The sequence below is a fragment of the Pseudomonas bubulae genome (assembly GCF_900618535.1).
GTDB classification, from domain to species: domain Bacteria; phylum Pseudomonadota; class Gammaproteobacteria; order Pseudomonadales; family Pseudomonadaceae; genus Aquipseudomonas; species Aquipseudomonas bubulae.
In genome coordinates this window covers 742998-765970 of record NZ_UYJA01000002.1, presented here as the reverse complement: position 1 = coordinate 765970, position 22973 = coordinate 742998, and the positions used below count along the sequence as shown (strand labels likewise).

The following is a 22973-nucleotide window of genomic DNA, read 5'->3' as shown; positions in this document are numbered from 1 at the left end:
TCCTGTGGGAGCCGGGCTTGCCCGCGATTCTGACGCCGCGCTCTGTCAGGTAAAACGGACTGATACCATCGCGGGCAAGCCCGCTCCCACAGGGATGTCTGTACAGCCGCGGCCTGAGCGTTTACGCGGCATGTCCGGCAAGCAAACGAACATGCACCCGCAACCCGCCGCCGTGGTTCTCTGCCCACAAACTGCCACCCTGCAGCCGCAGGGCATTGCGCGCAATACTCAGGCCCAGACCAAAGCCGCCATCGCCGGGACGCGAGCCATCAAGGCGGGTAAAAGGCGCAAAGATCCGCTCCAGTTCTTCAGGTGCCACACCTGCGCCCTGGTCATCGAGCCACAGGTGCCACATATTGCCTTCGCGCCGGCCATCAAGGCTGACGATACCCTCGGGTGGTGAATGGCGAATGGCATTGCGCAGGATATTTTCCATGGCTTGAGCCAGGCTGTTGAGATGCCCGCGCACCCAGCAATGCTCATCCACCAGACAAGGCAGTCGCGATTGCGGCCAGCCACTTTCAAAGCGGGCGTTTTCGGTGAGCATCTCCCACAGCGCCGGCACCTGAATGTCTTCCACCGGCAGCGGCCCGCGCTCGGCATCCAGCCAAGCCAGTTGCAAGGTGTCTTCGACCAGCCGTTGCATGCCGTCGACTTCACGGCCCAGGCGCTCACGCAAGGCCTCGCCCCCCTGCTCGCTGTCACAGGCTACCCGCAAACGGCTCAAGGGCGTGCGCAGCTCATGGGACAAGTCGCGGAGCAATTGCTGCTGTTGCGAGACCGTACTCTGCAAGCGCTCGGACATCTGATCGAACGCCCGCGCCAGCTCACCCAGTTCGTCCTGGCGGCTGGTGATCTGGCTCGATAGCCGCGCCCCCAGTTGATCAGCCCGCCAGGCATTGGCCTGTTCGCGAAGATGGTTAAGCGGCACGATCAGCACGCGGTACAGGCCCACGCACAGCAACAGGGTCAGCAAGCCAGGAATTACGCCGTTGGTGACAATCCGCCAGATCACCTGGGAGCGCCCGGGCATAAAGCGTTGCGGCAACTCGATCACCAGGCTGCCCGCCGACGGGTCGCGGGGAAAGGGCACCTTTATCCATGGCCGCGCCGTCTTGATATGGCTGATGGGCCAGTCCAGGCCGCGCAAAAAGGTCAGCCGCTCACTTTCTCGATCACTCAGCGGGTAGCTGCTCAGCGACTGCAGGTCCTGACCAATCACCCCGACCCAGCCCGGCTCCCTGTGCCCCATGCCCTGCAACCACTGGTCGACGCCGGCTTGCTGAGCGCTCTCCCAGGCGCGCTCGGCCTCACCGGCATAGCGCACCAGGGTGCCGTGGGCCTGCTCGGACAAAAAGCCGGTGCGCTTGTCCATATAGCGACCCCAGGACCAACTGAGCCAGATCATCAGCAAGCAGAAAACCACCAGCAAACACGCCAGCTTCCAGAACACCGAATTCTTGCCGGGCACCTTACGGGGCATCGCTGGCACTAAGGACATAGCCCTTGCCCCACACCGTGCGTACTTCATGCTGGTAATAGCCGATAGTTTTGAGCTTTCGCCGGATCTGGCTGATATGCATGTCCAGGCTGCGGTCATGGGCTGCATAGCCGCGCTGCAAGACCTGCTGATAGAGAAAGGCCTTGCTCAACACTTCGTCGGCATTGCGCTGCAGGGTATCGAGCAGACGGAACTCGCTGCGGGTCAACCCGGCCCATTGCTCGCCCCGGCGCACATCGCACGCCTCGTCGTCGAACAGCAAACCGCTCTCGGCCGGTGGCAGTTCCAGCACCGTTGGGGCGCCAGGCATGCGATCCAGGGCCACTCGACGCAAGATGGCCTGGATGCGCACCCGCAGTTCGGCCATGCTGAACGGCTTGGGCAAATAATCATCGGCGCCCAGCTGGAAACCGCTGATACGGTCGGCCTCGGCACCCAGCGCCGACATCAGGATCACCGGCAAGGCGTGGGTCTGGCGCAGTTGCGTCAGCACCTGCAAGCCATTCATGCCGGGCAGCAGGATATCCATCAGCACCACGTCAAAGTGCTCCTGGCGGGCACGGGCCAGACCTTCCAGGCCATTCTGGCACCAGATAACGTCAAACCCGCAACGCCCCAGCTGCTCGTGCAGATAGGCGCCCAGTACGGGGTCGTCTTCAATGGTCAGTAGGCGCGAGGGGCTAACAGCTACGGGATTCATTAGCGTCTGCAAGTAATTCTCAATCGGCGATTATTCAAGATTGAGCCCCTGCGGGCAACCGGCACGGGCTTTACCCCGTCTGATAAACCGAAATTGATGGCAAATTTTCAAAGATTTGCCGGGCACCATATGGCTACACTGCCACCTGATCCGGGCGGGAAGCCCGGATCACTCTTAAAAGAATGCAGGGCTGGAGAGTTGTGTGCTTAAAAACCTCGGTATCAAAGGCCGCGTATTGCTGTTAACGCTATTGCCCGTCAGTTTGATGGCAAGCGTGCTCGGCGGCTATTTCACCTGGCTGCAACAGTCCGAACTGCAATCGCAACTGTTGCAGCGCGGGGAAATGATCGCCGAACAACTCGCCCCCCTGGTCGCCCCCGCCATGGGGCGCCACGACACCGCATTGCTGGCCCGTATCGCCACCGAATCTCTGGAACAACAGGATGTGCGCGCCGTGGCGTTCCTCAACGCCAACCACGAACCGCTGGCCCATGCCGGGCCGATCATGCTCAATCAGGCTCCACTGGGCAGCAGTACCCATCTGCAACAGCGCACCGACAACGATGCCACGCGCTATTTATTGCCCGTATTTGGCCGCCATCGCAACCTGGCCGGGGATGTGATCCCTAACGAAGCCCATCGCCTGCTGGGCTGGGTCGAACTGGAGCTGTCCCATAACGGCATGCTGCTGCGCAGCTATCGCAACCTGTTTGCCAGCCTGTTGCTGATCGTCACCGGGCTGGTGCTGACCACCCTGCTGGCCTTGCGCATGAGCCGCACCATCAACGCACCGCTGGGGCAAATCAAACAAGCCGTGGCCCAGCTCAAGGACGGACATCTGGAAACCCGCCTGCCGCCACTGGGCAGCCACGAACTTGACGAACTGGCCTCGGGCATCAACCGCATGGCCGAAACCCTGCACAATGCCCAGGAAGAACTGCAGCACAGCGTCGACCAGGCCACCGAAGACGTGCGCCAGAATCTCGAAACCATCGAAATCCAGAACCTTGAACTCGATCTGGCCCGCAAGGAAGCCCTGGAGGCCAGCCGTATAAAGTCCGAGTTTCTGGCCAACATGAGCCACGAAATCCGCACCCCGCTCAACGGTATCCTCGGTTTTACCCACCTGCTGCAAAAAAGCGAGTTGACCCCGCGCCAGTTCGACTACCTGAACACCATCGAAAAATCGGCCGACAACCTGCTGGGCATCATCAACGAGATTCTCGATTTTTCGAAAATCGAAGCCGGCAAGCTGGTGCTCGACAGCATTCCGTTCAATTTGCGCGACCTGCTGCAAGACACCCTGACCATCCTCGCCCCTTCGGCCCACGACAAGGGCCTGGAACTGGTCAGCCTGGTGTATCGCGACACCCCGCTGTCGCTGATCGGCGACCCGCTGCGGCTCAAGCAAATCCTCACCAACCTGATCAACAACGCCATCAAGTTCACCCGCGAGGGCACTATCGCGGTGCGGGCCATGCTTGAAGACCAGGACGAAAATGAAACCGACGGCAGTGTGCAACTGCGCATCAGCGTGCAGGACACCGGCATCGGCCTGACCGCCCAGGATATCCGCGCCCTGTTCCAGGCTTTCAGCCAGGCTGACAACTCACTGTCTCGCCAGCCCGGCGGCACCGGGTTGGGGCTGGTGATTTCCAAGCGACTGGTCGAACAGATGGGCGGCGAAATCGGCGTTGAAAGCACCCCTGGCGAAGGCTCGGTGTTCTGGATCAGCGTCAGGCTGCCCAAGGCTCGCGATGATGTCGAAGACTTGCCCGGCGCGCCGCTGCTGGGCCGGCGCGTAGCCATCCTGGAAAAACACGACTTGGCCCGCCAGGCCCTGCACCATCAACTGGAAGACTGCGGCCTGGAAGTCACGCCCTGCACTACTCTGGAAAACCTCACCAATTGTGTGACCGGCGCTCACCAGACCGCCCAGGCTATTGATCTGGCAGTTCTGGGCGTAACGGCCAATGACACCCCGCCAGAGCGTCTCAACCAGCACATATGGGATCTCGAGCACCTGGGTTGCAAGGTACTGGTTCTGTGCCCGACCACCGAGCAGGGCCTGTTCAACGCGGTGGTGGACAACCCCCACAGCCAGCTCCAGGCCAAACCCGCCTGCACCCGCAAACTGCGTCGGGCCCTGGCCGACCTGGTCAGCCCGCGACAAACCCGCAGCGAACCCGGCGAACCGCTGGCCAGCCGCGCGCCGCGCATTCTGTGTGTGGATGACAACCCGGCCAATCTGCTGCTGGTGCAAACCCTGCTTGAAGGTATGGGCGCTAAGGTGACTGCAGCGGACAGCGGTTATGCCGCCATTGATGCGGTCAAGGCACACGATTTCGATCTGGTGCTGATGGATGTGCAAATGCCCGGCATGGACGGGCGCGAGACCACCGAAGTCCTGCGCCAGTGGGAAAGCGAGCGCCACTGTACGCCGCTGCCGATCGTTGCACTCACAGCCCACGCCATGGCCAACGAAAAACGCGCCTTGCTGCAAAGCGGCATGGACGACTACCTGACCAAACCGATCAGCGAACGGCAGTTGGCCCAAGTGGTGTTGAAGTGGACGGGCTTGGCCTTGCGCAATCAGGCCAGCGACAACTCGCACGAACCGGCCCGTCACACCACGCAACTGCTCGTCCTCGACCACGATGAGGGGCTGCGACTGGCGGCAGGCAAGGCGGATCTGGCCATCGACATGCTGGCCATGCTGCTGGCTTCGCTGGAAGCCGACCGCGACGCTATCCGCCAGGCCCGTGAGGCCAGAGACAACAACGCGTTGATCGAACGCGTCCACCGCTTGCACGGCGCAACCCGCTACTGCGGCGTACCGCAATTGCGTGCGGCCTGCCAGCGCAGCGAGACCCTGCTCAAGCAAACCAGCCCCAACGCCGATGCCGCCCTCGACGAACTGGACCTGGCCATCACCCGTTTGGCCAAAGAGGCACGGAGTACGGCATAGCAAAATCATGGTGTGGGAGCGGGCTTGCTCGCGATTCGGGCGGCGCGGTATGTCAGGTAAACCGCCGTGATGCCATCGCGAGCAAGCCCGCTCCCACAAAAGCCGATTTGTAGTTACAGACCAAGGAAGACCCCATGCGCACGATTCTTTTCAGCAGCCAGACCTACGACCGCGACAGTTTCATCGCGGCCGCACAAGACGACGGTAACGAACTGCATTTCCAGCCCGCGCGCCTGACCCTGGACACCGTAGCACTGGCCCATGACTACGAAGTGATCTGTCCGTTTATCAACGACGACCTCAGCGCTCCGGTGCTGGAGCAACTGGCTGCTGGCCGCACCCGCCTGATCGCCCTGCGCTCGGCCGGCTACAACCATGTGGATCTGCCCGCCGCCAAACGCCTGGGCCTGAGTGTGGTGCGCGTACCCGCGTACTCCCCCCACGCCGTCGCCGAACATGCCGTGGCCCTTATCCTGGCGCTCAACCGCCGCTTGCACCGCGCCTACAACCGCACCCGCGAAGGCGACTTCACTCTGCACGGGCTGACCGGTTTCGATCTGGTGGGCAAGACCGTGGGCGTGGTGGGCACCGGCCAGATCGGCGCCACATTCGGCAAGATCATGGCCGGTTTCGGCTGCAAGCTGCTGTGCTTCGACCCTTATCCAAACGCCGAACTGCTGGCGCTGGGCGCTCGCTACGTCAGCCTGCCCGAACTGCTGGCCGGTTCGCATATCATTTCCCTGCACTGCCCGTTGACCGCAGACAACAAGCACCTGATCAACGCCACCAGCCTGGCCACCCTCATGCACGGCGCCATGCTGATCAACACCGGACGGGGGGCGCTGGTCGACACGCCGGCGCTGATTGAGGCGCTGAAAAGTGGCCAATTGGGCTATCTTGGGCTGGATGTGTACGAAGAAGAGGCCCAACTGTTCTTCGAGGACCGCTCCGACCTGCCCTTGCAGGATGACGTGCTGGCCCGGCTGCTGACCTTCCCCAATGTGATCATCACGGCCCATCAGGCGTTTCTGACCCGCGAGGCGCTGAATGCAATTGCCAGCACGACCTTGAGCAATATCGCAGCCTGGAGAAACGGTACGGCGCAAAACCTGATCGAAGGTTGAGTCTGGACTTTGATGCCTGCGTGCTAGCATAGCGACTTACTTGGAGGACCCATGGTCGAACACGATTTCCGCTACAGCCTGCTTAACCCGCAGCACACCCTGATTGAATGCCGCGCTCTGGCGCCGGGCCTGTATCAAGTCACCGGCAACGGCGGCTCGATTCAAGCCGGTGACGTGCTGATTGTGTCCCTCAAGGGCAGCAAGACCTTGTCCATGCGTTTGAGCGTCGACAAGGTGCGCCACCTGATCAACCCGCGTGGCCAGTGGGTTGCCGTCACCAAAGGGCCGGTGTTCGGCGAATTGGCGATTCATGAATGGCAGGTCAACTGCGATGCTTGCGCCAAAGAGCTGAAGTTCGAGTTCGCAGTCGACGCCAAACTCGGCACCAAGGCGCAAAAGCCCGCAGCCACGGCGCGGATTGCCGAGCTGGGCTGGAGCACTGAAGGCAGCAAGCACCTGTGCCCGCAATGCCAAAAGGCCGCGCAATGAAACGCTTGATCCTGCTGGCCGTGCTGGGAGCAAGCCTGACGGGGTGTGCGGGTGATCCGGTGAAGTTGCAGCAAAACCACACCTACGTGCTGGAGTGGATCGGCGAACGACCGCTGATCGACAACAGCCACCTGACCGTCACCCTGGACGATGCTGGCCGGGCCTATGGCAGTGGCGGTTGCAACCATTGGTTCGCACCTTACACCCTCGACGGCGACAAGCTGACCTTTGGTGGCGTAGGCAGTACCCGCAAGGCCTGTGCGCCGGCGTTGATGGAGCAGGAGCAGCGATTCTTCGAGGCCTTGCAGACCGTACAGCGCTGGGACATATCGCCGATCGAGCAGGTGCGATTCTGGCCTGAACAGGGCAAGCCGCTGCGGCTTTGGCCTGAAGAAGGCTGATACCGCGGCGCTTGAATCACGAGCAAGCCCGCTCCCACAGACTGGTGCCAGCCTGTGGGAGCGGGTTTGTTCGCGATGGCTTCGACTCAGGCCCCTCTCAATTCCTTGATCTTCGCCAACACACCGGCCGCGGTCTGCTCGCCCATCAAGGTCGCCCGCACCTTGCCTTTCTCATCCAGGATATAAGTCACCGGCAAGGCTTCGCTGCGTGGCAAATCGAACACCTCCGCCGGATCCTGCGCCAGCACGGTAAAGGTGATGCCCAGCGCGGTACTCGCGTCGCTCAGCTCCTTGCCCTGCAAACCATCGTAGTTGACCCCGAACACTCCCACCGACTGCCCCTGAAGCTGTTTTTCCAGCGAGTTGAGTTCAGGAATCTCGATACGACACGGGCCACACCACTCGGCCCAGTAGTTGATGACCTTCCATTGCTTGTCCAGACGCTCCGAGGCGATCTTCTGTCCGTGCTGATCGACCCCATAATCATTTCCGCAGCCGGCCAGCAATAATGTGGCGCAGACGGTAACTGCTGCCATGAGTCGCTTAAACATGCGTTGATCCTTCCCGGTAAATACATACAAAAATACATCAGCGAGCGGCCATTTACCGCATACGGTTCAGGCGCGCCCGTCAGGCAGGTAGAATAGCCGCCACCTTACGCAAGATGCGACCCGCACATGACCGATCTGACGCTTTATCACAACCCGCGCTGCTCGAAATCCCGCGGTGCGCTCGAACTCCTCGAAGCCCGCGGCCTGACCCCTACCGTGGTGCGCTACCTCGAAACGCCGCTGAGCGCCGCCCAACTGCGCGACCTGCTGGCCAAGCTGAACATCAGCGCACGGCAATTGCTGCGCAGCGGCGAAGACGAGTACAAGGCCCTCAACCTGGCAGACAGCGGTCTCACTGACGCGCAGCTGATCGACGTCATGGCTGCACATCCCAAGTTGATCGAGCGGCCGATCCTGGTCGCAGGCGACAAAGCCGTGATTGGTCGCCCACCGGAAAAAGTCCTGGAGATCCTGTCGTGAGTGCGCCTTATATTCTGGTTCTGTTCTACAGCCGCAACGGTTCGACCAGCGAAATGGCCCGGCAAATTGCCCGAGGCATCGAACAGGGCGGCCTCGAGGCGCGCCTGCGCACAGTGCCGGCCATTTCTGCCGAATGTGAAGCCGTGGCCCCGGCCATTCCGGACGAAGGCGCGATGTACGCCAGCCTCGACGACCTGAAAAACTGCTCGGGGCTGGCCCTGGGCAGCCCGACGCGTTTCGGCAACATGGCCGCACCGCTCAAGTACTTCCTGGATGGCACCAGCAACCTGTGGCTGACCGGCGCGCTGGTGGGCAAGCCGGCCGGTGTGTTCACCTCCACTGCCAGCCTGCATGGCGGCCAGGAAAGTACCTTGCTGTCGATGCTGCTGCCACTGATGCACCACGGCATGCTGGTCACCGGCCTGCCCTACAGCGAATCGGCCCTGCTGCACACCACGGCAGGCGGAACGCCCTATGGCCCGAGCCATCACGCAGGTGCCGACGGCAAGCGCGGGCTGGACGAGCACGAAATCGCCCTGTGCCGGGCCTTGGGTCAGCGTTTGGCCACCATTGCCCGCAAACTGGAGAGCAACCGTGGCTAAAAAGCCAAAAGTGCTGCCGCCCATCGAGTGGCTGCAGCCGCGGGTAAGGCTGATGCGGGTAGTGAGCCTGGCGTGCTTCTTTGGCCTGATCGCCCTGCTGTGTGTTTATTACCTGATGTTTGCCAACCTGCACGGCGCGCGCCCGTGGGTGATCCTGCTGATCGAACTGGTGCCCTTGATGTTTGTGGTACCCGGCATGCTGATGGGCAGCCCCCGTGGGCACTCGTTCACCTGCTATGTGGTCAACCTGTACCTGATCAAGGGCGCGCTGGCGGCATTCGACCCGAACCGCCAGGTGTTCGGCCTGCTGGAGATCGCCGCCAGCGTGGCGGTATTTGTCAGTGCATTGCTGTTTGTGCGCTGGCGCTACCAACTGGATCGACGCCTGAGCGGCGAGTGATGCAGCTGTTGTGGGAGCGGGCTTGCTCGCGAACGGCCTTCGCGAGCAGGCTCGCTCCCACAATTGAAGTTGCTCGGCGGCTTAGTGATTCACCGTAAACGCCAGCATCTGTGACAGCTGGCACATCGGCCGGCCACTTTCGGCGTGCCACTGGTTGAAGGCGTTCTGCACAATCGCCAGGTCACGCAGGCTGGTGGGTGCCTTGTCCACCAGCTTCTGCGCGTTCAGCGCGGCCACCACGTCATAACTTGGCACAAAGGTGTCCTTGCCAACCATGCGTAAAAAGCGTGGAGCCGACAAACCACCCAACTGATGCCCATGCTTGGCCAGGTACTTCCACAAACCGACGATATCAGTCACTGGCCACTGGGCGATAAACGCGCCAAAACTGCCGTACTCGTGGGCAATGTCGAGCACCATCTGGGCATTGCGTGGCACGCTTTTAAGCTTGCCCAGATGGCGAATGATCCGCGCATCCTGCATCAACCGCTCCAGATGCTCGGCACCCATCAGCACGACTTTCTCCGGGTCGAAACCGAAAAAAACCTCTTCAAATACCGGCCACTTGGCATCAACCACACTGTGTTTGAGCCCGGCACGGAACACCCGCAGGGCCAGGGTCGACAGGTAGCGATCATCGCTGATATGGCGCAACTGTTCCGCAGTTCTCGGGACAGGCAATTGGGCTTCAAGTGCGGCTGACGAACCAAAGCGGTTCAGACAGTATTCGTGCAGCCATTTGTAGTCGCGCATGCCCTCTCCTCTCGGCAATTTACAGATTGAGCAGGTTGACGAAACGCGGCGTTGCGCTTTCGTCGATCTTCAGGCTCGCGAAATCAAACAGGTTACGGTCCGCCAACTGCGACGGGATCACGTTCTGCAGGCTGCGAAAGATACTCTCGGTGCGGCCCGGCGTCTTGCGGTCCCACTCCTGGAGCATGTCCTTGACCACCTGGCGCTGCAGGTTCTCCTGGGAGCCACAGAGGTTGCACGGGATGATCGGGAACTGCTGCCAGTCGGAATAGGCCTGGATATCCTTCTCGTTGCAGTACGCCAGCGGACGAATCACCACATTGCGCCCGTCATCGGAGCGCAGCTTGGGCGGCATCGCCTTGAGGCTGCCATTGAAGAACATGTTGAGGAAGAAGGTTTCGACGATATCATCGCGATGATGCCCAAGTGCCATCTTGGTCGCACCGATTTCATCGGCAAAGGTGTACAGGGTGCCGCGACGCAGGCGCGAACACAGCGAGCAGGTGGTCTTGCCTTCGGGGATCAGCTCCTTGACCACCGAGTAAGTGTCTTTTTCAACGATGTGGTATTCCACACCCAGCGACTTTAGATAAGCCGGCAGCACGTCCTCGGGGAAACCCGGCTGCTTCTGGTCCATGTTCACGGCCACGATCTCGAACTGGATCGGCGCGACTTTCTGCAGGTGCAGCAACACATCAAGCAGGGTGTAGCTGTCCTTGCCGCCCGACAGGCAGACCATCACCTTGTCGCCATGCTCGATCATGTTGAAATCGGCAATTGCCTCACCGGTCAATCGACGCAGGCGTTTCTGGAGTTTGATTTGAGAGACCGAGTGAGTGCCCATAGCGCTTCAATTCCGCGAGTTAAGACCAAAAGCCGGGGATTTTACCGAAAAATACCCGGTCAACGAACCCCTTGCCTGCCTAAAGACGCCAATGCGATAAGACCGCCTCTGACAGCACAATAAGCTCTAAGGAGCCGAGGTTATGGGGCGGCAGGTTTCCTATACTTGTCATCAAGGCCGCACGCCTGTCTGCTTCTCAATACGTTCTGGCTGCGCGACCGGCACGCGTCCCACTGGGGGCGATGCGTCTTATACAGGAGCGACAGCCATGATCCATCACGTTGTGGGCCTTTTCACCCACCCCGATAAAGAGTGGCGCGAAATCCGTGGTGATGCCGAAGAAAGCATCGGCCATATGTATTTCACGCACACGTTAATTCTGGCAGCGATTCCAGCCATTTCTGCATTTATTGGCACTACCCAGGTGGGCTGGGTAATCGGTAACCGCGCGCCGGTGATGCTGACTCTGGACAGCGCCCTGTGGATGACCCTGCTGTCCTACGCCGCCATGCTGGTGGGCGTGGCCGTGATGGGCGCATTCATTCACTGGATGGCCCGTACCTACGATGCACAACCCAGCCTGCCGCGATGCGTGGCCTTTGCCACCTACACGGCCACCCCGCTGTTTATCGGCGGGCTGGCGGCGCTGTATCCGCATATGTGGCTGGGCATGATGGTGGGCACCGCTGCCATTTGCTACACGGTGTACCTGCTGTACGTGGGCCTGCCTACCTTTATGAGCATCGACCCGGACGAAGGCTTCCTGTTTTCCAGCTCGGTGCTGGCGGTGGGCCTGGTGGTGCTGGTGGCGATCATGGCCTTCACCGTGATCGTCTGGGGCCTGGGCGTCGGGCCGATCTACACCAACTAGGCCACAACCCGTGGAAGCGAACCTGCTCGTGATTGCTGTTCGCGATCAGGCTCGCTTCCACGGGCTCATGAAGACCATTGGGCGCCAACAGGTTCGCAACCCCAGCGCTTGCGGCATAATCGCCGGCTCTGGAGAACCGAACCGCATGCCCGAGCTGCTCAATACCCGCGTCGAAGACTGTTTCCAACAGGCCGAAGTGTTTTTCAAACGCCCCTTCAAACGCCCCGTCGTCAGTTTCAAACTGCGCGGGCAAAAAGCCGGGGTCGCCCATTTGCATGAAAACCTGCTGCGCTTCAACCCGCAGCTGTACCGTGAAAACAGCGAAGACTTCCTCAAGCAGACCGTCCCCCATGAAGTGGCGCACCTGGTTGCCCATCAACTGTTTGGCGAGCGCATCTCGCCCCACGGCGAAGAATGGCAATTAATCATGCGCGGGGTGTACGAACTGCCGCCCAATCGCTGTCATACCTACGCCATCAAGCGTCGCAGCGCCACCCGCTATATCTACCGTTGCCCCTGCCCTGACAGCGACTTCCCGTTCTCGGCCCAGCGTCACGCTTTGGTCAAACAAGGCCGCGGCTACCTGTGTCGACGCTGCCGCAACCCCCTGGTGTTCAGCGGCCTGACCCGGGTCGAATAAGCAGGCATAAAAAAACCCGTCCGAAGACGGGTTTTTTTATGTACTCAAATTTACTTGAGCAACACCGGGGCCGGGCCTTCAGCCACACCCAGATCATCTTGCGGACGGGTATCCTCCAGCGGACGGCCGCCAGAGTTCAGCTCGGTTTGCAGGGTGTCGGTGTCCAGTTCCTTGACCCACTTGGCCACCACCAGGGTTGCTACCGCGTTACCGATCAGGTTGGTCAGGGCGCGGGCTTCGGACATGAAGCGGTCGATACCCAGGATCAGCGCCAGACCGGCTACCGGCAAGTGCCCTACAGCCGACAGGGTTGCCGCCAGTACGATAAAACCACTACCGGTGACGCCAGCAGCACCTTTGGACGACAGCAACAGCACCAGCAACAGAGTGATCTGATGGGTGATATCCATATGGGTGTCAGTCGCCTGGGCGATAAACACGGCCGCCATGGTCAGGTAGATCGAAGTACCGTCGAGGTTGAACGAGTAACCGGTCGGGATCACCAGACCCACTACCGATTTCTTCGCGCCCAGGCGCTCCATTTTCACCAGCATGCGTGGCAGGGCCGATTCCGACGAGGACGTACCCAGTACGATCAGCAGCTCTTCACGGATGTAGCGGATCAGCTTCAAAACGCTGAAACCGTGAGCGCGGGCAATACCGCCCAGCACGATCAGCACGAACAGCACGCAAGTGATGTAGAAGCAGATCATCAACTGACCCAGCTGAACCAGCGAGCCTACGCCGTAAGCGCCGATGGTGAAGGCCATCGCGCCCAGCGCACCGAGGGGCGCCAGCTTCATGATCATGTTGATGATATTGAACATCACGTGAGCGAAGCGATCGATAAAGTCCAGTACCGGCTTGCCGTAGGCACCCAGGCGATGCAGGGCGAAACCGAAAATCACCGAGAACATCAGCACTTGCAGGATATCGCCATTGGCGAAGGCGCCAACAATGGTCGACGGGATCACGTTGAGGATAAAGCCTACGATGCTCTGGTCTGCACCTGCCGACACGTAACCGGCAATTTTGCTGGCATCCAGGGTCGACACGTCAATATGCATGCCTGCGCCAGGCTGAACCACGTTAACCACGACCAGGCCGATCAACAGCGCGATAGTCGACACGACTTCGAAGTAGAGCAAGGCATAGCCGCCGGTTTTGCCGACCGATTTCATGCTCTGCATGCCGGCAATACCGCTCACCACCGTACAGAAAATAATGGGCGCGATGACCATCTTGATCAGTTTGATAAAGCCATCACCCAACGGCTTGAGGGCAACACCGGTTTCCGGGTAGTAATGGCCCAACAAGATACCGATAGCGATCGCTACGATTACTTGCACATACAGGGATTTGTACAGTGGCTGACGAGTCGTCATTGCAAAGTTCCTCAAGTGCATCACTCAATCATCATTCCGTCTGAGACTGGTGACACCTAAAGCGCGAACCCTCCTGTACTTGGAGGGATTTGTTTTTGGGGCTGCTCTTACGGCAGCCCTCTCGCACTTAATGCAAGCCGTGGGCCACATTGCGCAAATGCCGCGCAATAGCCCATGGCGCCTGAGTTTGAAGGAAAATTCTTATATATTTTGCAGGTCAGGGTTTGGCGGGATTCCGCCCATTGGGCGTGTTGAAACGCAGAAGGTGGCGGATATCCGCCTGAACCCCACGTACTCCCGTAGCAGCTACCAGGGTTCGTCGATTAGCCCGCCGGGAAATAAATCCTGAACGCCGCGCCGCCCAACGAGGAATCTTCCAGGGTCAAGGTGGCGTCATAGCTTTCAATGATGTCCTTGACCACCGCAAGACCAATGCCCTGCCCCGGATGCTGGCGGTCAAGCCGTTCGCCGCGCTGCAGGATGCGCGCACGCTGATCCGGCGGCACTCCAGGACCGTCATCTTCGACGCAGACCTCAATGCCGTGAACGTTACGGTGCAGGCTGATACGTACCTGGCTCAAGCACAGCCTGTAGGCGTTTTCCAGCAAGTTGCCCAGTAATTCCAACAAGGCATTCTGCTCGATCGGCACATGGCTCAGCTCAGGGATGTCGTAGCTGACCTTGACCCCCTTGTCGCGATAGACCTTGTCCAGCGTATGGCACAAGCTCTGTACCACCGGCAGCAGCTCGACCTGGTGACGTACCAGACCACTCTTGCGCAAGCTGGCACGCTGCAACTGATAGCCGATTTGCTGGTTCATGCGCTCGATCTGGCTTTGCAGGACCCAGGCCTGTTCACGGTCAGCCGGGCGCTGGGCCATGCTTTCGCTCACGCCCTGCAATACCGCCAGCGGGGTTTTCAGGCTGTGGGCCAGGTCATCAAGAGAATCGCGATAACGTGAGCGCTGTTCGCGCTCGCTTTGCAGCAAGCGGTTCAACGAGCCGGTCAGGCGCAGCAGCTCACGCGGGTGCTGCTCGCTGAGGCTGTCGCGCTCGCCGGTTTCGATTTCATCCAGTTCCTGACTCAAACGTCGCAAGGCACGTAACCCCCACGTCAGACCAATCCATAGCAATGCCAGCAGCACAATCAAAGCTGCGCCGAACCCCAGATAAAGATTTTCCCGCAGGCCTTCCAGTGTGCGGTTGTATTCGCGCATCGGTTGCAGGGCGACAAAGCTGAAGGCAGCACTTTTGCCACCGAGCAACTTGACCTCAACGTCGTAGACAAAAAACTCTTCGCCGTTATCTTCGCGAATACTTGCAAACTCGTTGCCGCGCCCGTCATAGCGCGGCCGGTAATTGATGGTTTCTTCCTGAGTGGCCCGCGAGCGCCACACCAGGTGCCCGTCGCGGTCATAGATATAACCCAGCAGGCGACTGTCCGGCAGATCGAACTGCTCATCGGGCAGCAACGCCGGCATCTTGAGGCGGTTCTTTTCCATCTTTGCCGCTGAAATCAGCGTGGTGACATCTGACGCCAGGCGCTGCTCTATGGCGTCCTTGAGCGCCAGACTGAACGCTCCCTGCATCGCCGGCAACAGCGCCAGCATAAACAACACGGCCAACAGGGTTGCCGCCAGCATCAATCGAACGCGAAGCGAACGAATCATCGGCAGCGCTCAGTAAACAAGTACCCCAGGCCGCGCACCGTATCGATTGGCTTAAAGCCGTTTGCCCCCTCCAGCTTGCGTCGCAGGCGCCCGACCAGCACCTCGATCACATTCGGATCACGCTCCTCGTCATCCGGGTACAGCTGTTCCATCAGTCGGTCCTTGGCCACCACTTGCTGGTGATGGCGCATCAGGTATTCAAGAATCCGGTATTCATAAGCGGTCAGCGCCAGCGGCTCGCCGTCGAGCACCGCCTGCTTGCGGTTGATGTCCAGCACCAGCGCCCCCGCCACTATCGTCGGCTGGGTAAAGCCACTGGAGCGGCGCAGCAAGGCATTGAGCCGCGCATCCAGCTCTTCGAACTGAAAGGGCTTGACCACATAGTCGTCAGCGCCCGCTGCCAGCCCTTCGACCTTGTCCTGCCAATTGCCACGGGCGGTGAGAATCAGGATCGGAAACGTCTTGCCCCGGGCACGCAACTGGCGAATCAGTTCCAGGCCACCGAGCCCCGGCAAACCCAGGTCAATCATCGCCAGGTCATGATTGAACTGTTCGGTCTGGTACAGCGCCTCTTCGGCATTGGCCACCGCTTCGACCACATGGCCACTTTCTGTCAGACGGGTTTGCAAGTGATGGCGCAGCAACGCCTCATCTTCAACCACCAGCAATTTCATCGCGCTCTCCCAAGCCAATCCGCGTCTCGAAGGACGTGTGTCCCATACAGCCTAGCCACACAGTAAGTTGTGTGCCCTGAACATACTCTGAACAATTGCACAGCCGGGCCAAGCCCCGGCACAATGCCCGGCATGAACCGACTCCCCGCCCTGCCTGCCTGCTGCACGCCATTGCGTGACGACTGGCCCTTGCCAGAGGTCCTGCCCGCCAGTGTGTGGCTGAGCACAGACTTTATCCCGGCACAGCTTGAAGACGACGACTTTGCCCGCAGTGCAATCGATATGCCTGCGAGTATTCAACGCTCAGTGGCCAAACGCCAAGCCGAATTTCTGGCCGGGCGCCTGTGCGCCCGCGCAGCGCTGCGGCAACTGGATGGCACTTGCGTGGCTCCCGCCCTGGGTGAAGACCGCGCGCCCGTGTGGCCAGACCATATCAGCGGCGCCATCACCCACAGCAACGGCCGCGCCGGGGCACTGGTAGCCTTTAAACGTGACTGGCAGGCCCTGGGTATCGACCTGGAAACCCTGCTCAGTCTCGAACGCGCCAGGCGCCTGGCCAAGGAAATCCTTACTCCCGATGAGCTTGTGCGTATGGCCGCCGGGCCTGCAGATCAGATTGCGCTGCTGGTCACCTTGACGTTTTCGGTCAAGGAAAGCCTGTTCAAGGCGCTATACCCGCTGGTGCAAAAACGCTTCTACTTTGAACACGCCGAAGTGTTGAACTGGACCCCCCAAGGGCATGTACGCCTGCGTCTGCTCACCGACTTGTCACCTGAGTGGCAACATGGCAGTGAGCTGGATGCGCAGTTTTGCCTGCTGGACGGGCAACTGCTCAGCGTGGTGGCGATAAAAGCCTGACCCCGTTGCCCTGTGGCCGCGGGATACGCCCGCCATGCTATCGTGCGCGCCCCTGTTCGAACGGTTTGCCACCATGCCTGTGACGTCTCGCGCCCTGCGTCTGGCGCTGTATTGCCTGTTGATCCTGGCCGGAGCCATTCTGGCTGGCGGCTGGGCGATGCGTCAGGCCAAACAGCACGCACTGGAAGAGAGCGCCAGGCGCGGGCCTGAACAATTGAGCCTGTATGCCAATTCGCTGTACACGGTGATCGAACGCTATCGCGCCCTGCCAGCCGTACTGGCACTGGACCCGGAGTTGTCGGACGCACTGGCGCACCCCATGACGCCGCAGGTGCAGGCGCTGCTCAACCGCAAGCTGGAACGTATCAACGGTGCAGCACAATCTTCGACACTGGAGTTGCTCGACAGCACCGGCCTGGCAGTAGCCGCCAGCAACTGGAACACGTCCAATAGTTACGTCGGTCACAACTACGCGTTCCGCCCGTATTTCAGCCAGACACGCAGCCAGGGTACCGGCAGCTTTTATGCCGTGGGCGTAACCAGCGGCATACCGGGTTACTTTATGTCCAGCGCGGTACAGGGTGCCGACGGCCGGTTTATGGGCGCCATGGTGGTCAAACTGGAGTTTCCGGAACTGGAGCGCGAGTGGAGCCACGGCAGCGACACGCTGCTGGTCAGTGACAACCGGGGCATTGTATTTATTGCCAATCAGCCCGGCTGGCGCTATCGCCACCTGCGCGAGCTGAACGACCGCGACCGCAGCGCCATCAGCGTGACGCGACAATACGACAAGCAACCGCTAACGCTGATGACCTCGCAGACCTTGCACAGTTTTGGTGACAACAGCTACCTGAGCCGCGTCAATGGCCCGCAGGGCCAGGCCGACTACCTGTGGGGCTCGCAACCCCTGAACATCGAGGGCTGGACGCTGCACTTGCTGCGTCGCCCGGCAATACCGGCCGAAGACAGCCGCAATGCCGCCCTGGCGGCAATCGGCCTGTGGCTGACGCTGGTATTTCTGGGGCTGTTTTTACTCCAGCGCTGGCGGCTCGCCCGTTTGCGCCAGCGCAATCGGGCAGAACTTGAACAACTGGTCGAGGCCCGTACCCGGGATCTGCGCACCGCCCAGGATGGCCTGGTGCAATCCGCCAAACTGGCGGCGCTGGGGCAAATGTCAGCGGCGCTGGCCCATGAAATCAACCAGCCCCTCACCGCCCAGCGCATGCAGCTGGCGACCTTGCGCCTGTTGCTCGATCACGGTCGTATCGATGACGCCTACAAAGCCCTGGAACCCCTGGAGCAGATGCTCACACGTATGGCCGCCCTCACCGGCCACCTGAAAACCTACGCAAGGCAAAGCCCCAGCGGCCTGCGTGAAAAACTGGATCTGGCTAATGTGGTGGATCAGTCCCTGCAACTGCTGGAGCCGCGCCTGAAGGACGAACAGATCGACTTGCGCGTCAATCTGCAGCGTCCGGCCTGGGTGCGTGGCGACGCAATTCGCCTGGAGCAGGTACTGATCAACCTGCTGCGCAATGCCCTGGACGCCATGGGCGACAAACCGCGTAAACACCTTGAGATCCGTATCGAAGCCGACCAGCAACTGTGGCGCCTGACCGTCACTGACAGCGGCGGCGGAATTGCCGATGAATATTTGGGTAAAATTTTCGACCCGTTCTTCACCACCAAACCCGTGGGCGATGGATTAGGCTTGGGCCTGGCGGTGTCATACGCCATTGTTCATGAAATCGGTGGTCGCCTGACTGCTTGCAATCACGTTGATGGCGCGCAATTCACGCTGACACTGCCCATCGCACAGGAATCTTGAGACATGCTCAACTCGGTGATCGTGGTCGATGATGAGGCCAGTATTCGCAATGCCGTCGAACAGTGGCTGAGCTTGAGCGGCTTTGATGTGCAGCTTTTCAACAACGCCGAAGACTGTCTGCACCGGTTGCCTGCGCATTTTGCCGGAGTGATTGTCAGCGATGTGCGCATGCCGGGCATGGGCGGCCTGGCCCTGCTGACCCGGTTGCAGCAACTGGACGCGGATTTGCCGGTGATCTTGCTGACCGGCCATGGCGATGTACCCATGGCCGTGGAGGCCATGCGTGATGGTGCCTACGACTTTCTGGAAAAGCCCTTCAGCCCCGAAGCCCTGCTCAGCAGCCTGCGCCGCGCGCTGGAAAAGCGCCAACTGGTACTGGAAAACCGCCGCTTGCATGAGCAGGCAGACCTGCGTGAGCAGATCGACGGGCGCCTGCTTGGGGTATCGCGCAGCTTGCAGACCTTGCGCCGTCAGGTCCTGGAACTGGCGCCTCTGCCCGTCAATGTGTTGATTCGCGGCGAGACCGGCAGCGGCAAGGAGCTGGTCGCCCGCTGCCTGCATGATTTTGGCCCACGTGCCGACAAGCCCTTTGTGGCCCTCAACTGCTCGGCAATCCCCGAGCAACTGTTTGAAGCCGAATTGTTCGGCCATGAAAGCGGCGCCTTTACCGGCGCCCAGGGCAAGCGCATCGGCAAGCTGGAGTACGCCGATGGTGGCACCTTGTTTCTGGATGAAATCGAAAGCATGCCACTGGCCCAGCAAGCCAAACTGCTGCGAGTGCTGCAGGAGCAAAAACTCGAGCGTCTGGGCTCCAACCAGAGCATCAACGTGAACTTGCGGGTGGTTGCCGCCACCAAACCCGACCTGCTCGACGAAGCCCGCGCCGGACGCTTTCGTGAAGACCTGGCCTATCGCCTGACCGTGGCCGAATTACGCCTGGCGCCGCTGCGTGAGCGGCGCGAGGATATTCCCTTGTTGTACGACGCCTTTTCACGCAATGCCGCTGAACGCCTGGGGCGCAGTGCACAAGTGCTGAGCGGCCCGCAGCTGTCGCGTCTGCTCAGCCATGCCTGGCCAGGCAATGTGCGCGAGCTGGCCAACGTAGCCGAGCGGGATGTGCTGGGTTTGGGCGAGCCGCAATTGCCCGACACCGACACGGGGCAATCACTGGTGGCGCAACAGGAAGCCTTCGAGGCGCAGTGCCTGCGCGCGGCGCTGACCCGGCATAAAGGTGATATCAAGGCAGTGCTCAATGAGCTGCAGCTGCCGCGACGTACCCTGAATGAGAAAATGCAACGCCACGGGTTGGCGCGTGAAGCATTTTTAAGTGCCGAATAAACCACCCCCCTGGCCTTTCGGGAGAGGGACGCGGGGCTTTTGTTCAGCCCTAGCGCGCCTTGTCCTCACGCCCGCGCAGTACCTGGTCGGGCATCGCCAGCGCCGCCGCCAGCCCCAGCAATGACACTGCCGCACTGATGCTCAACAGATGACGGAAGGTCAGCAGCAGTTCTGCTCTCAGGCTTTGCAGCGCCGGCCCCTGAACCGCGCTCAGACTGTCGAGCAGTACATTGCCCGAGCTGCCTTCGCCAATCAGCGGCTGGCCCATGACCGGTACCGGTAACGAGTCATGCAGCAATGCCAGCAGCAGGGCCGACATCAAGGCCACCCCCATCGCCCCGCCCAGGGCACGAAACAGGTTGGTGGTGCTGGTCGCCACGCCAATATCATGCTGTTGCACCGAGTTCTGCGCGCCCACCAGCGACGTCGGGAACTGCATGCCGGAAGCTATCCCGCTGAACAGCATAAACACCCCGCTCAACAACTCGGCGCCGGGCGGGCTGAATGCCATGCCCAAAATGGACAGGGGCATCAGCGCCGCCCCGCTCAAGATCATCGGTTTGTAGCGCCCGGTTACCGAAGTCATGCGACCGGCAAAATAAGCCCCCATCGGCAACCCGATGGCCAGCGGCAACAGGTGCAGGGCCGCGCTGTCGGCACCGGCGCCAGTGATGCTCTGATAGCGCAGCGGCATCAACACAATCAGCGAAATAGCCTGAAAACTGGTGAAAAATACCGTGCACCAGCACAGCACCGCATGGCGGTTGGCAAACAGGTGCATGGGCAGCAACGGCTCTGGCGTGCGCCGTTCATGCCAGACAAACAGCGCCAGGGCGATCAGCGCCACCACCAGAAAGCCTGCGACCTGTTGGTCATGCCAGCTTTGGCCCTGACCGATAAAGGTGATGCTCAACAGCAGTGAAGTCAGGCCCAGGATCATCAACATAGTGCCCAGGTAGTCAATCACGGGTTTGCGCTGCGGCACCGGCAGGCCGACCAGGGTACGGTGGGAGATCCACCAGGCCGCCAGCCCCAGCGGCAGGTTGATCAGGAATACCCAGCGCCATGACAGGTACTCGGTCATATAACCGCCCAGCACCGGCCCGGCAACGCTGGCCAGGGCATACATGCTGCTGAAGTACCCCTGGTAGCGGCCGCGTTCACGGGGCGGGACGATATCGCCGATGATCGCCTGGCTGACAGAAATCATCCCGCCGGCGCCAATGCCCTGAATGATCCGCGCCAGCACCAACTGCTCCATGTTCTGTGCCAGCCCGCAAAACAGCGAAGCCAGGGTAAACAGGCCCATGCCGAACAGCATCAGGCGGCGGCGCCCGTACAGGTCACCGAGCTTGCCGTAGATCGGCACCGCCACGGTCATGGCCACCATATAGCCGGAAATCACCCACGCCAGCTGGCTGACATCCTTGAACTGGGCGGAAATGGCGGGCATGGAGACGGCGACGATGGTCTGATCCAGCGCCCCCAGAAAAATCGCCAGCATCAGGGCAATCAAAATGCTGCGAATGGCCGGTTTGGCCTGGGGAGGCTGGTTCAGACTGGTCACGTGAACACCTGTAGGCGAAGCTTGTATCGGATGGCCCTCAGTGTACTCGATAGGATCCTATTCGATAGCTTCGTAAGGGAGCCCGACGTAATTTTCTGCAATGGTGGTGCGGCCTGCCTCGGAGTCGACGAAATACGCCAGCTCGCTGTCAGTAATGCGCTGGCTGAAGCCGTCGCTGTCCGGAAAACGGTGCAACATCGAGGTCATCCACCACGAGAAGCGCTCGGCCTTCCAGATACGCCGCAGGCACACCTCGGAATAGCGCTCCAGCAAGTCCGTGCGGCCCTCGGTGTAGACCTTGCACAACATAGTGAACAGGGTGCTGACATCGCTGGCCGCCAGGTTCAAACCCTTGGCCCCGGTCGGCGGCACGATATGAGCGGCATCCCCCAGCAGAAACAGGCGCCCGTACTGCATCGGCTCAACGACAAAACTGCGTAGCGGCGCGATACTTTTCTCGAGGGAAGGCCCGGTCACCAGGCGTTCGGCCAGGGCCGTGGGCAGGCGGGTTTTCAGCTCGTCCCAGAAGCGCTGGTCGGACCAGTCCTCGACCTTCTCCCCAGCAGGAACCTGCAGGTAATAACGGCTACGGCTGGCCGAGCGCTGACTGCACAGGGCAAAACCGCGCTCGTGGCGGGCATACACCAGTTCGTCATTGACCGGTGGAGTGTCGGCCAATACACCGAGCCAGCCGAAGGGATACACCCGTTCGAAAATTTTCAGTACATCACTCGGAATCGACTGGCGCGCCACCCCGTGAAAACCATCGCAGCCCGCAATGTAATCGCAGTCCAGGCGCCAGCTTTCGCCCTCTTTATCGAAGGTGACATAAGGCGTATCGGTTTTCATATCGTGGGGCTGGACGTTGCTGGCGCTGTAAAGGGTTTGTGCGCCGACGGCCTCGCGAGCGTCCATCAGGTCGCGGGTGACTTCGGTCTGGCCATAGACCATCACGGTCTTGCCGCCGGTCAGGCCCTTGAGGTCGATATGCACCTGGCGATCATCCAGCGCCAGCTCAAAGCCCGCATGCACCAACCCTTCGGCGTCCATGCGCTGGCTGACACCGGCCTGGCGCAACAGGTCGACCATGCCCTGCTCCAGCACCCCGGCGCGAATCCGCCCGAGGACATATTCGCCGGTCTGGCGCTCGATAATGACGTTATCAATCCCGGCGTTGTGCAGCAGTTGGCCAAGCAGCAGCCCTGAAGGACCGGCACCGATAATAGCGACTTGAGTTCTCATTATTGTTGTCTCTCGCAGACTCGACCCCAAGGGGTGAGTAGATTCTTATAGGTTAGTGCCTGTATTTTTCGCTTGCGAGAGCAGCAA

22 protein-coding genes are annotated in these 22973 nt (G+C 60.6%); 12 read left to right on the top strand and 10 right to left on the bottom strand.

From position 1 onward, the window contains the following. Window positions 1-121: 121 nt before the first annotated feature. The gene (locus PPTH39_RS10220; protein WP_130871934.1) at window positions 122-1483 is read right to left on the bottom strand and encodes a sensor histidine kinase; all 1362 of its coding nucleotides are present in this window, start codon (window positions 1481-1483) and stop codon (window positions 122-124) included. Next, on the bottom strand, window positions 1473-2201 hold the full coding sequence (locus PPTH39_RS10215; RefSeq protein WP_095003070.1) for a response regulator transcription factor: 729 nt from the start codon (window positions 2199-2201) through the stop codon (window positions 1473-1475). The genes PPTH39_RS10220 and PPTH39_RS10215 overlap by 11 nt, the downstream gene beginning before the upstream one ends. A gap of 202 nt (window positions 2202-2403) precedes the next feature. On the opposite strand from PPTH39_RS10215, the gene PPTH39_RS10210 reads away from it, so the two are divergent. From PPTH39_RS10210 to PPTH39_RS10195, 4 genes are all read left to right on the top strand, one after another. Further along, window positions 2404-5169 carry a response regulator gene (locus tag PPTH39_RS10210; protein ID WP_095003069.1) on the top strand — a complete coding sequence of 922 codons (2766 nt, stop codon included), beginning with the start codon at window positions 2404-2406 and terminating at the stop codon, window positions 5167-5169. A 134-nt stretch (window positions 5170-5303) separates the two neighbouring features. Then, window positions 5304-6293 carry a 2-hydroxyacid dehydrogenase gene (locus PPTH39_RS10205; protein ID WP_095003068.1) on the top strand — a complete coding sequence of 330 codons (990 nt, stop codon included), beginning with the start codon at window positions 5304-5306 and terminating at the stop codon, window positions 6291-6293. A 51-nt stretch (window positions 6294-6344) separates the two neighbouring features. Further along, entirely contained in the window at window positions 6345-6782 is a 438-nt protein-coding gene (locus PPTH39_RS10200) for a hypothetical protein (protein ID WP_095003067.1), read from the top strand. Beyond that, window positions 6779-7183, top strand: coding sequence for an META domain-containing protein (locus PPTH39_RS10195; RefSeq protein ID WP_095003066.1), 405 nt, complete (start codon window positions 6779-6781; stop codon window positions 7181-7183). The genes PPTH39_RS10200 and PPTH39_RS10195 overlap by 4 nt, the downstream gene beginning before the upstream one ends. A gap of 86 nt (window positions 7184-7269) precedes the next feature. Here the strand turns inward: PPTH39_RS10195 and PPTH39_RS10190 are convergent, their stop codons facing one another. After that, window positions 7270-7734, bottom strand: a complete 465-nt coding sequence (locus PPTH39_RS10190; protein ID WP_095003065.1) for a TlpA family protein disulfide reductase — start codon at window positions 7732-7734, stop codon at window positions 7270-7272. Window positions 7735-7860: 126 nt separating this feature from the next. Here PPTH39_RS10190 and arsC point away from each other — a divergent pair, with 126 nt between their 5' ends. The 3 genes from arsC to PPTH39_RS10175 are packed head-to-tail and all read left to right on the top strand — an operon-like array spanning window position 7861 to window position 9216. Next, a complete protein-coding gene (gene arsC, locus PPTH39_RS10185) occupies window positions 7861-8214 on the top strand; it encodes an arsenate reductase (glutaredoxin) (protein ID WP_130871933.1) in 354 nt (117 codons plus the stop codon). Then, window positions 8211-8816, top strand: a complete 606-nt coding sequence (wrbA, locus tag PPTH39_RS10180) for an NAD(P)H:quinone oxidoreductase (RefSeq protein WP_095003063.1) — start codon at window positions 8211-8213, stop codon at window positions 8814-8816. The genes arsC and wrbA overlap by 4 nt, the downstream gene beginning before the upstream one ends. Further along, window positions 8809-9216 carry a DUF2069 domain-containing protein gene (locus PPTH39_RS10175; protein ID WP_095003062.1) on the top strand — a complete coding sequence of 136 codons (408 nt, stop codon included), beginning with the start codon at window positions 8809-8811 and terminating at the stop codon, window positions 9214-9216. Before wrbA ends, PPTH39_RS10175 begins: the two co-directional genes overlap by 8 nt. Window positions 9217-9297: 81 nt before the next feature. Here the strand turns inward: PPTH39_RS10175 and PPTH39_RS10170 are convergent, their stop codons facing one another. After that, window positions 9298-9969: a DNA-3-methyladenine glycosylase I gene (locus PPTH39_RS10170; RefSeq protein ID WP_095020929.1), complete on the bottom strand. Its 672-nt coding sequence runs from the start codon at window positions 9967-9969 to the stop codon at window positions 9298-9300. Between the two features lie 19 nt (window positions 9970-9988). Further along, the gene (gene ttcA / locus PPTH39_RS10165; protein ID WP_095003060.1) at window positions 9989-10813 is read right to left on the bottom strand and encodes a tRNA 2-thiocytidine(32) synthetase TtcA; all 825 of its coding nucleotides are present in this window, start codon (window positions 10811-10813) and stop codon (window positions 9989-9991) included. A 268-nt stretch (window positions 10814-11081) separates the two neighbouring features. Here ttcA and PPTH39_RS10160 point away from each other — a divergent pair, with 268 nt between their 5' ends. After that, a complete protein-coding gene (locus PPTH39_RS10160; protein WP_095003059.1) occupies window positions 11082-11684 on the top strand; it encodes a Yip1 family protein in 603 nt (200 codons plus the stop codon). A 145-nt stretch (window positions 11685-11829) separates the two neighbouring features. After that, window positions 11830-12324 carry a SprT family zinc-dependent metalloprotease gene (locus PPTH39_RS10155; RefSeq protein ID WP_095019416.1) on the top strand — a complete coding sequence of 165 codons (495 nt, stop codon included), beginning with the start codon at window positions 11830-11832 and terminating at the stop codon, window positions 12322-12324. Between the two features lie 50 nt (window positions 12325-12374). On the opposite strand, the gene PPTH39_RS10150 is transcribed toward PPTH39_RS10155, so the two are convergent. The 3 genes from PPTH39_RS10150 to PPTH39_RS10140 all read right to left on the bottom strand — a co-directional run bounded on the left by PPTH39_RS10150 (window position 12375) and on the right by PPTH39_RS10140 (window position 16053). Beyond that, window positions 12375-13709 carry a dicarboxylate/amino acid:cation symporter gene (locus PPTH39_RS10150; protein ID WP_095003057.1) on the bottom strand — a complete coding sequence of 445 codons (1335 nt, stop codon included), beginning with the start codon at window positions 13707-13709 and terminating at the stop codon, window positions 12375-12377. A 323-nt stretch (window positions 13710-14032) separates the two neighbouring features. Then, window positions 14033-15379 carry an ATP-binding protein gene (locus PPTH39_RS10145; RefSeq protein ID WP_130871932.1) on the bottom strand — a complete coding sequence of 449 codons (1347 nt, stop codon included), beginning with the start codon at window positions 15377-15379 and terminating at the stop codon, window positions 14033-14035. Continuing rightward, a complete protein-coding gene (locus tag PPTH39_RS10140) occupies window positions 15376-16053 on the bottom strand; it encodes a response regulator (protein ID WP_016779832.1) in 678 nt (225 codons plus the stop codon). The genes PPTH39_RS10145 and PPTH39_RS10140 overlap by 4 nt, the downstream gene beginning before the upstream one ends. A 132-nt stretch (window positions 16054-16185) precedes the next feature. On the opposite strand from PPTH39_RS10140, the gene PPTH39_RS10135 reads away from it, so the two are divergent. From PPTH39_RS10135 to PPTH39_RS10125, 3 genes are all read left to right on the top strand, one after another. Next, entirely contained in the window at window positions 16186-16911 is a 726-nt protein-coding gene (locus PPTH39_RS10135; RefSeq protein WP_095024303.1) for a 4'-phosphopantetheinyl transferase family protein, read from the top strand. Between the two features lie 73 nt (window positions 16912-16984). After that, window positions 16985-18739, top strand: a complete 1755-nt coding sequence (locus tag PPTH39_RS10130; protein ID WP_130871931.1) for an ATP-binding protein — start codon at window positions 16985-16987, stop codon at window positions 18737-18739. Window positions 18740-18742: 3 nt separating this feature from the next. Further along, window positions 18743-20077 carry a sigma-54-dependent transcriptional regulator gene (locus tag PPTH39_RS10125; RefSeq protein WP_130871930.1) on the top strand — a complete coding sequence of 445 codons (1335 nt, stop codon included), beginning with the start codon at window positions 18743-18745 and terminating at the stop codon, window positions 20075-20077. Between the two features lie 49 nt (window positions 20078-20126). Here PPTH39_RS10125 and PPTH39_RS10120 read toward each other — a convergent pair whose 3' ends face one another. Next, window positions 20127-21644 (bottom strand): MDR family MFS transporter, encoded by a 1518-nt coding sequence (locus PPTH39_RS10120; RefSeq protein WP_095019413.1) that lies wholly within the window; start codon window positions 21642-21644, stop codon window positions 20127-20129. A 57-nt stretch (window positions 21645-21701) separates the two neighbouring features. Then, window positions 21702-22886, bottom strand: coding sequence for a 4-hydroxybenzoate 3-monooxygenase (gene pobA / locus PPTH39_RS10115; RefSeq protein WP_095003052.1), 1185 nt, complete (start codon window positions 22884-22886; stop codon window positions 21702-21704). Window positions 22887-22973: the final 87 nt, after the last annotated feature.

Bases quoted from the DNA above. Each gene is read 5' to 3' on its own strand.
- PPTH39_RS10220 (WP_130871934.1), bottom strand. From the start codon at position 1,483: ATGCCCCGTAAGGTGCCCGGCAAGAATTCGGTGTTCTGGAAGCTGGCG.
- PPTH39_RS10215 (WP_095003070.1), bottom strand. From the start codon at position 2,201: ATGAATCCCGTAGCTGTTAGCCCCTCGCGCCTACTGACCATTGAAGAC.
- PPTH39_RS10205 (WP_095003068.1), top strand. From the start codon at position 5,304: ATGCGCACGATTCTTTTCAGCAGCCAGACCTACGACCGCGACAGTTTC.
- PPTH39_RS10200 (WP_095003067.1), top strand. From the start codon at position 6,345: ATGGTCGAACACGATTTCCGCTACAGCCTGCTTAACCCGCAGCACACC.
- PPTH39_RS10195 (WP_095003066.1), top strand. From the start codon at position 6,779: ATGAAACGCTTGATCCTGCTGGCCGTGCTGGGAGCAAGCCTGACGGGG.
- PPTH39_RS10190 (WP_095003065.1), bottom strand. From the start codon at position 7,734: ATGTTTAAGCGACTCATGGCAGCAGTTACCGTCTGCGCCACATTATTG.
- arsC (WP_130871933.1), top strand. From the start codon at position 7,861: ATGACCGATCTGACGCTTTATCACAACCCGCGCTGCTCGAAATCCCGC.
- PPTH39_RS10170 (WP_095020929.1), bottom strand. From the start codon at position 9,969: ATGCGCGACTACAAATGGCTGCACGAATACTGTCTGAACCGCTTTGGT.
- ttcA (WP_095003060.1), bottom strand. From the start codon at position 10,813: ATGGGCACTCACTCGGTCTCTCAAATCAAACTCCAGAAACGCCTGCGT.
- PPTH39_RS10160 (WP_095003059.1), top strand. From the start codon at position 11,082: ATGATCCATCACGTTGTGGGCCTTTTCACCCACCCCGATAAAGAGTGG.
- PPTH39_RS10155 (WP_095019416.1), top strand. From the start codon at position 11,830: ATGCCCGAGCTGCTCAATACCCGCGTCGAAGACTGTTTCCAACAGGCC.
- PPTH39_RS10150 (WP_095003057.1), bottom strand. From the start codon at position 13,709: ATGACGACTCGTCAGCCACTGTACAAATCCCTGTATGTGCAAGTAATC.
- PPTH39_RS10145 (WP_130871932.1), bottom strand. From the start codon at position 15,379: ATGATTCGTTCGCTTCGCGTTCGATTGATGCTGGCGGCAACCCTGTTG.
- PPTH39_RS10140 (WP_016779832.1), bottom strand. From the start codon at position 16,053: ATGAAATTGCTGGTGGTTGAAGATGAGGCGTTGCTGCGCCATCACTTG.
- PPTH39_RS10135 (WP_095024303.1), top strand. From the start codon at position 16,186: ATGAACCGACTCCCCGCCCTGCCTGCCTGCTGCACGCCATTGCGTGAC.
- PPTH39_RS10130 (WP_130871931.1), top strand. From the start codon at position 16,985: ATGCCTGTGACGTCTCGCGCCCTGCGTCTGGCGCTGTATTGCCTGTTG.
- PPTH39_RS10125 (WP_130871930.1), top strand. From the start codon at position 18,743: ATGCTCAACTCGGTGATCGTGGTCGATGATGAGGCCAGTATTCGCAAT.
- pobA (WP_095003052.1), bottom strand. From the start codon at position 22,886: ATGAGAACTCAAGTCGCTATTATCGGTGCCGGTCCTTCAGGGCTGCTG.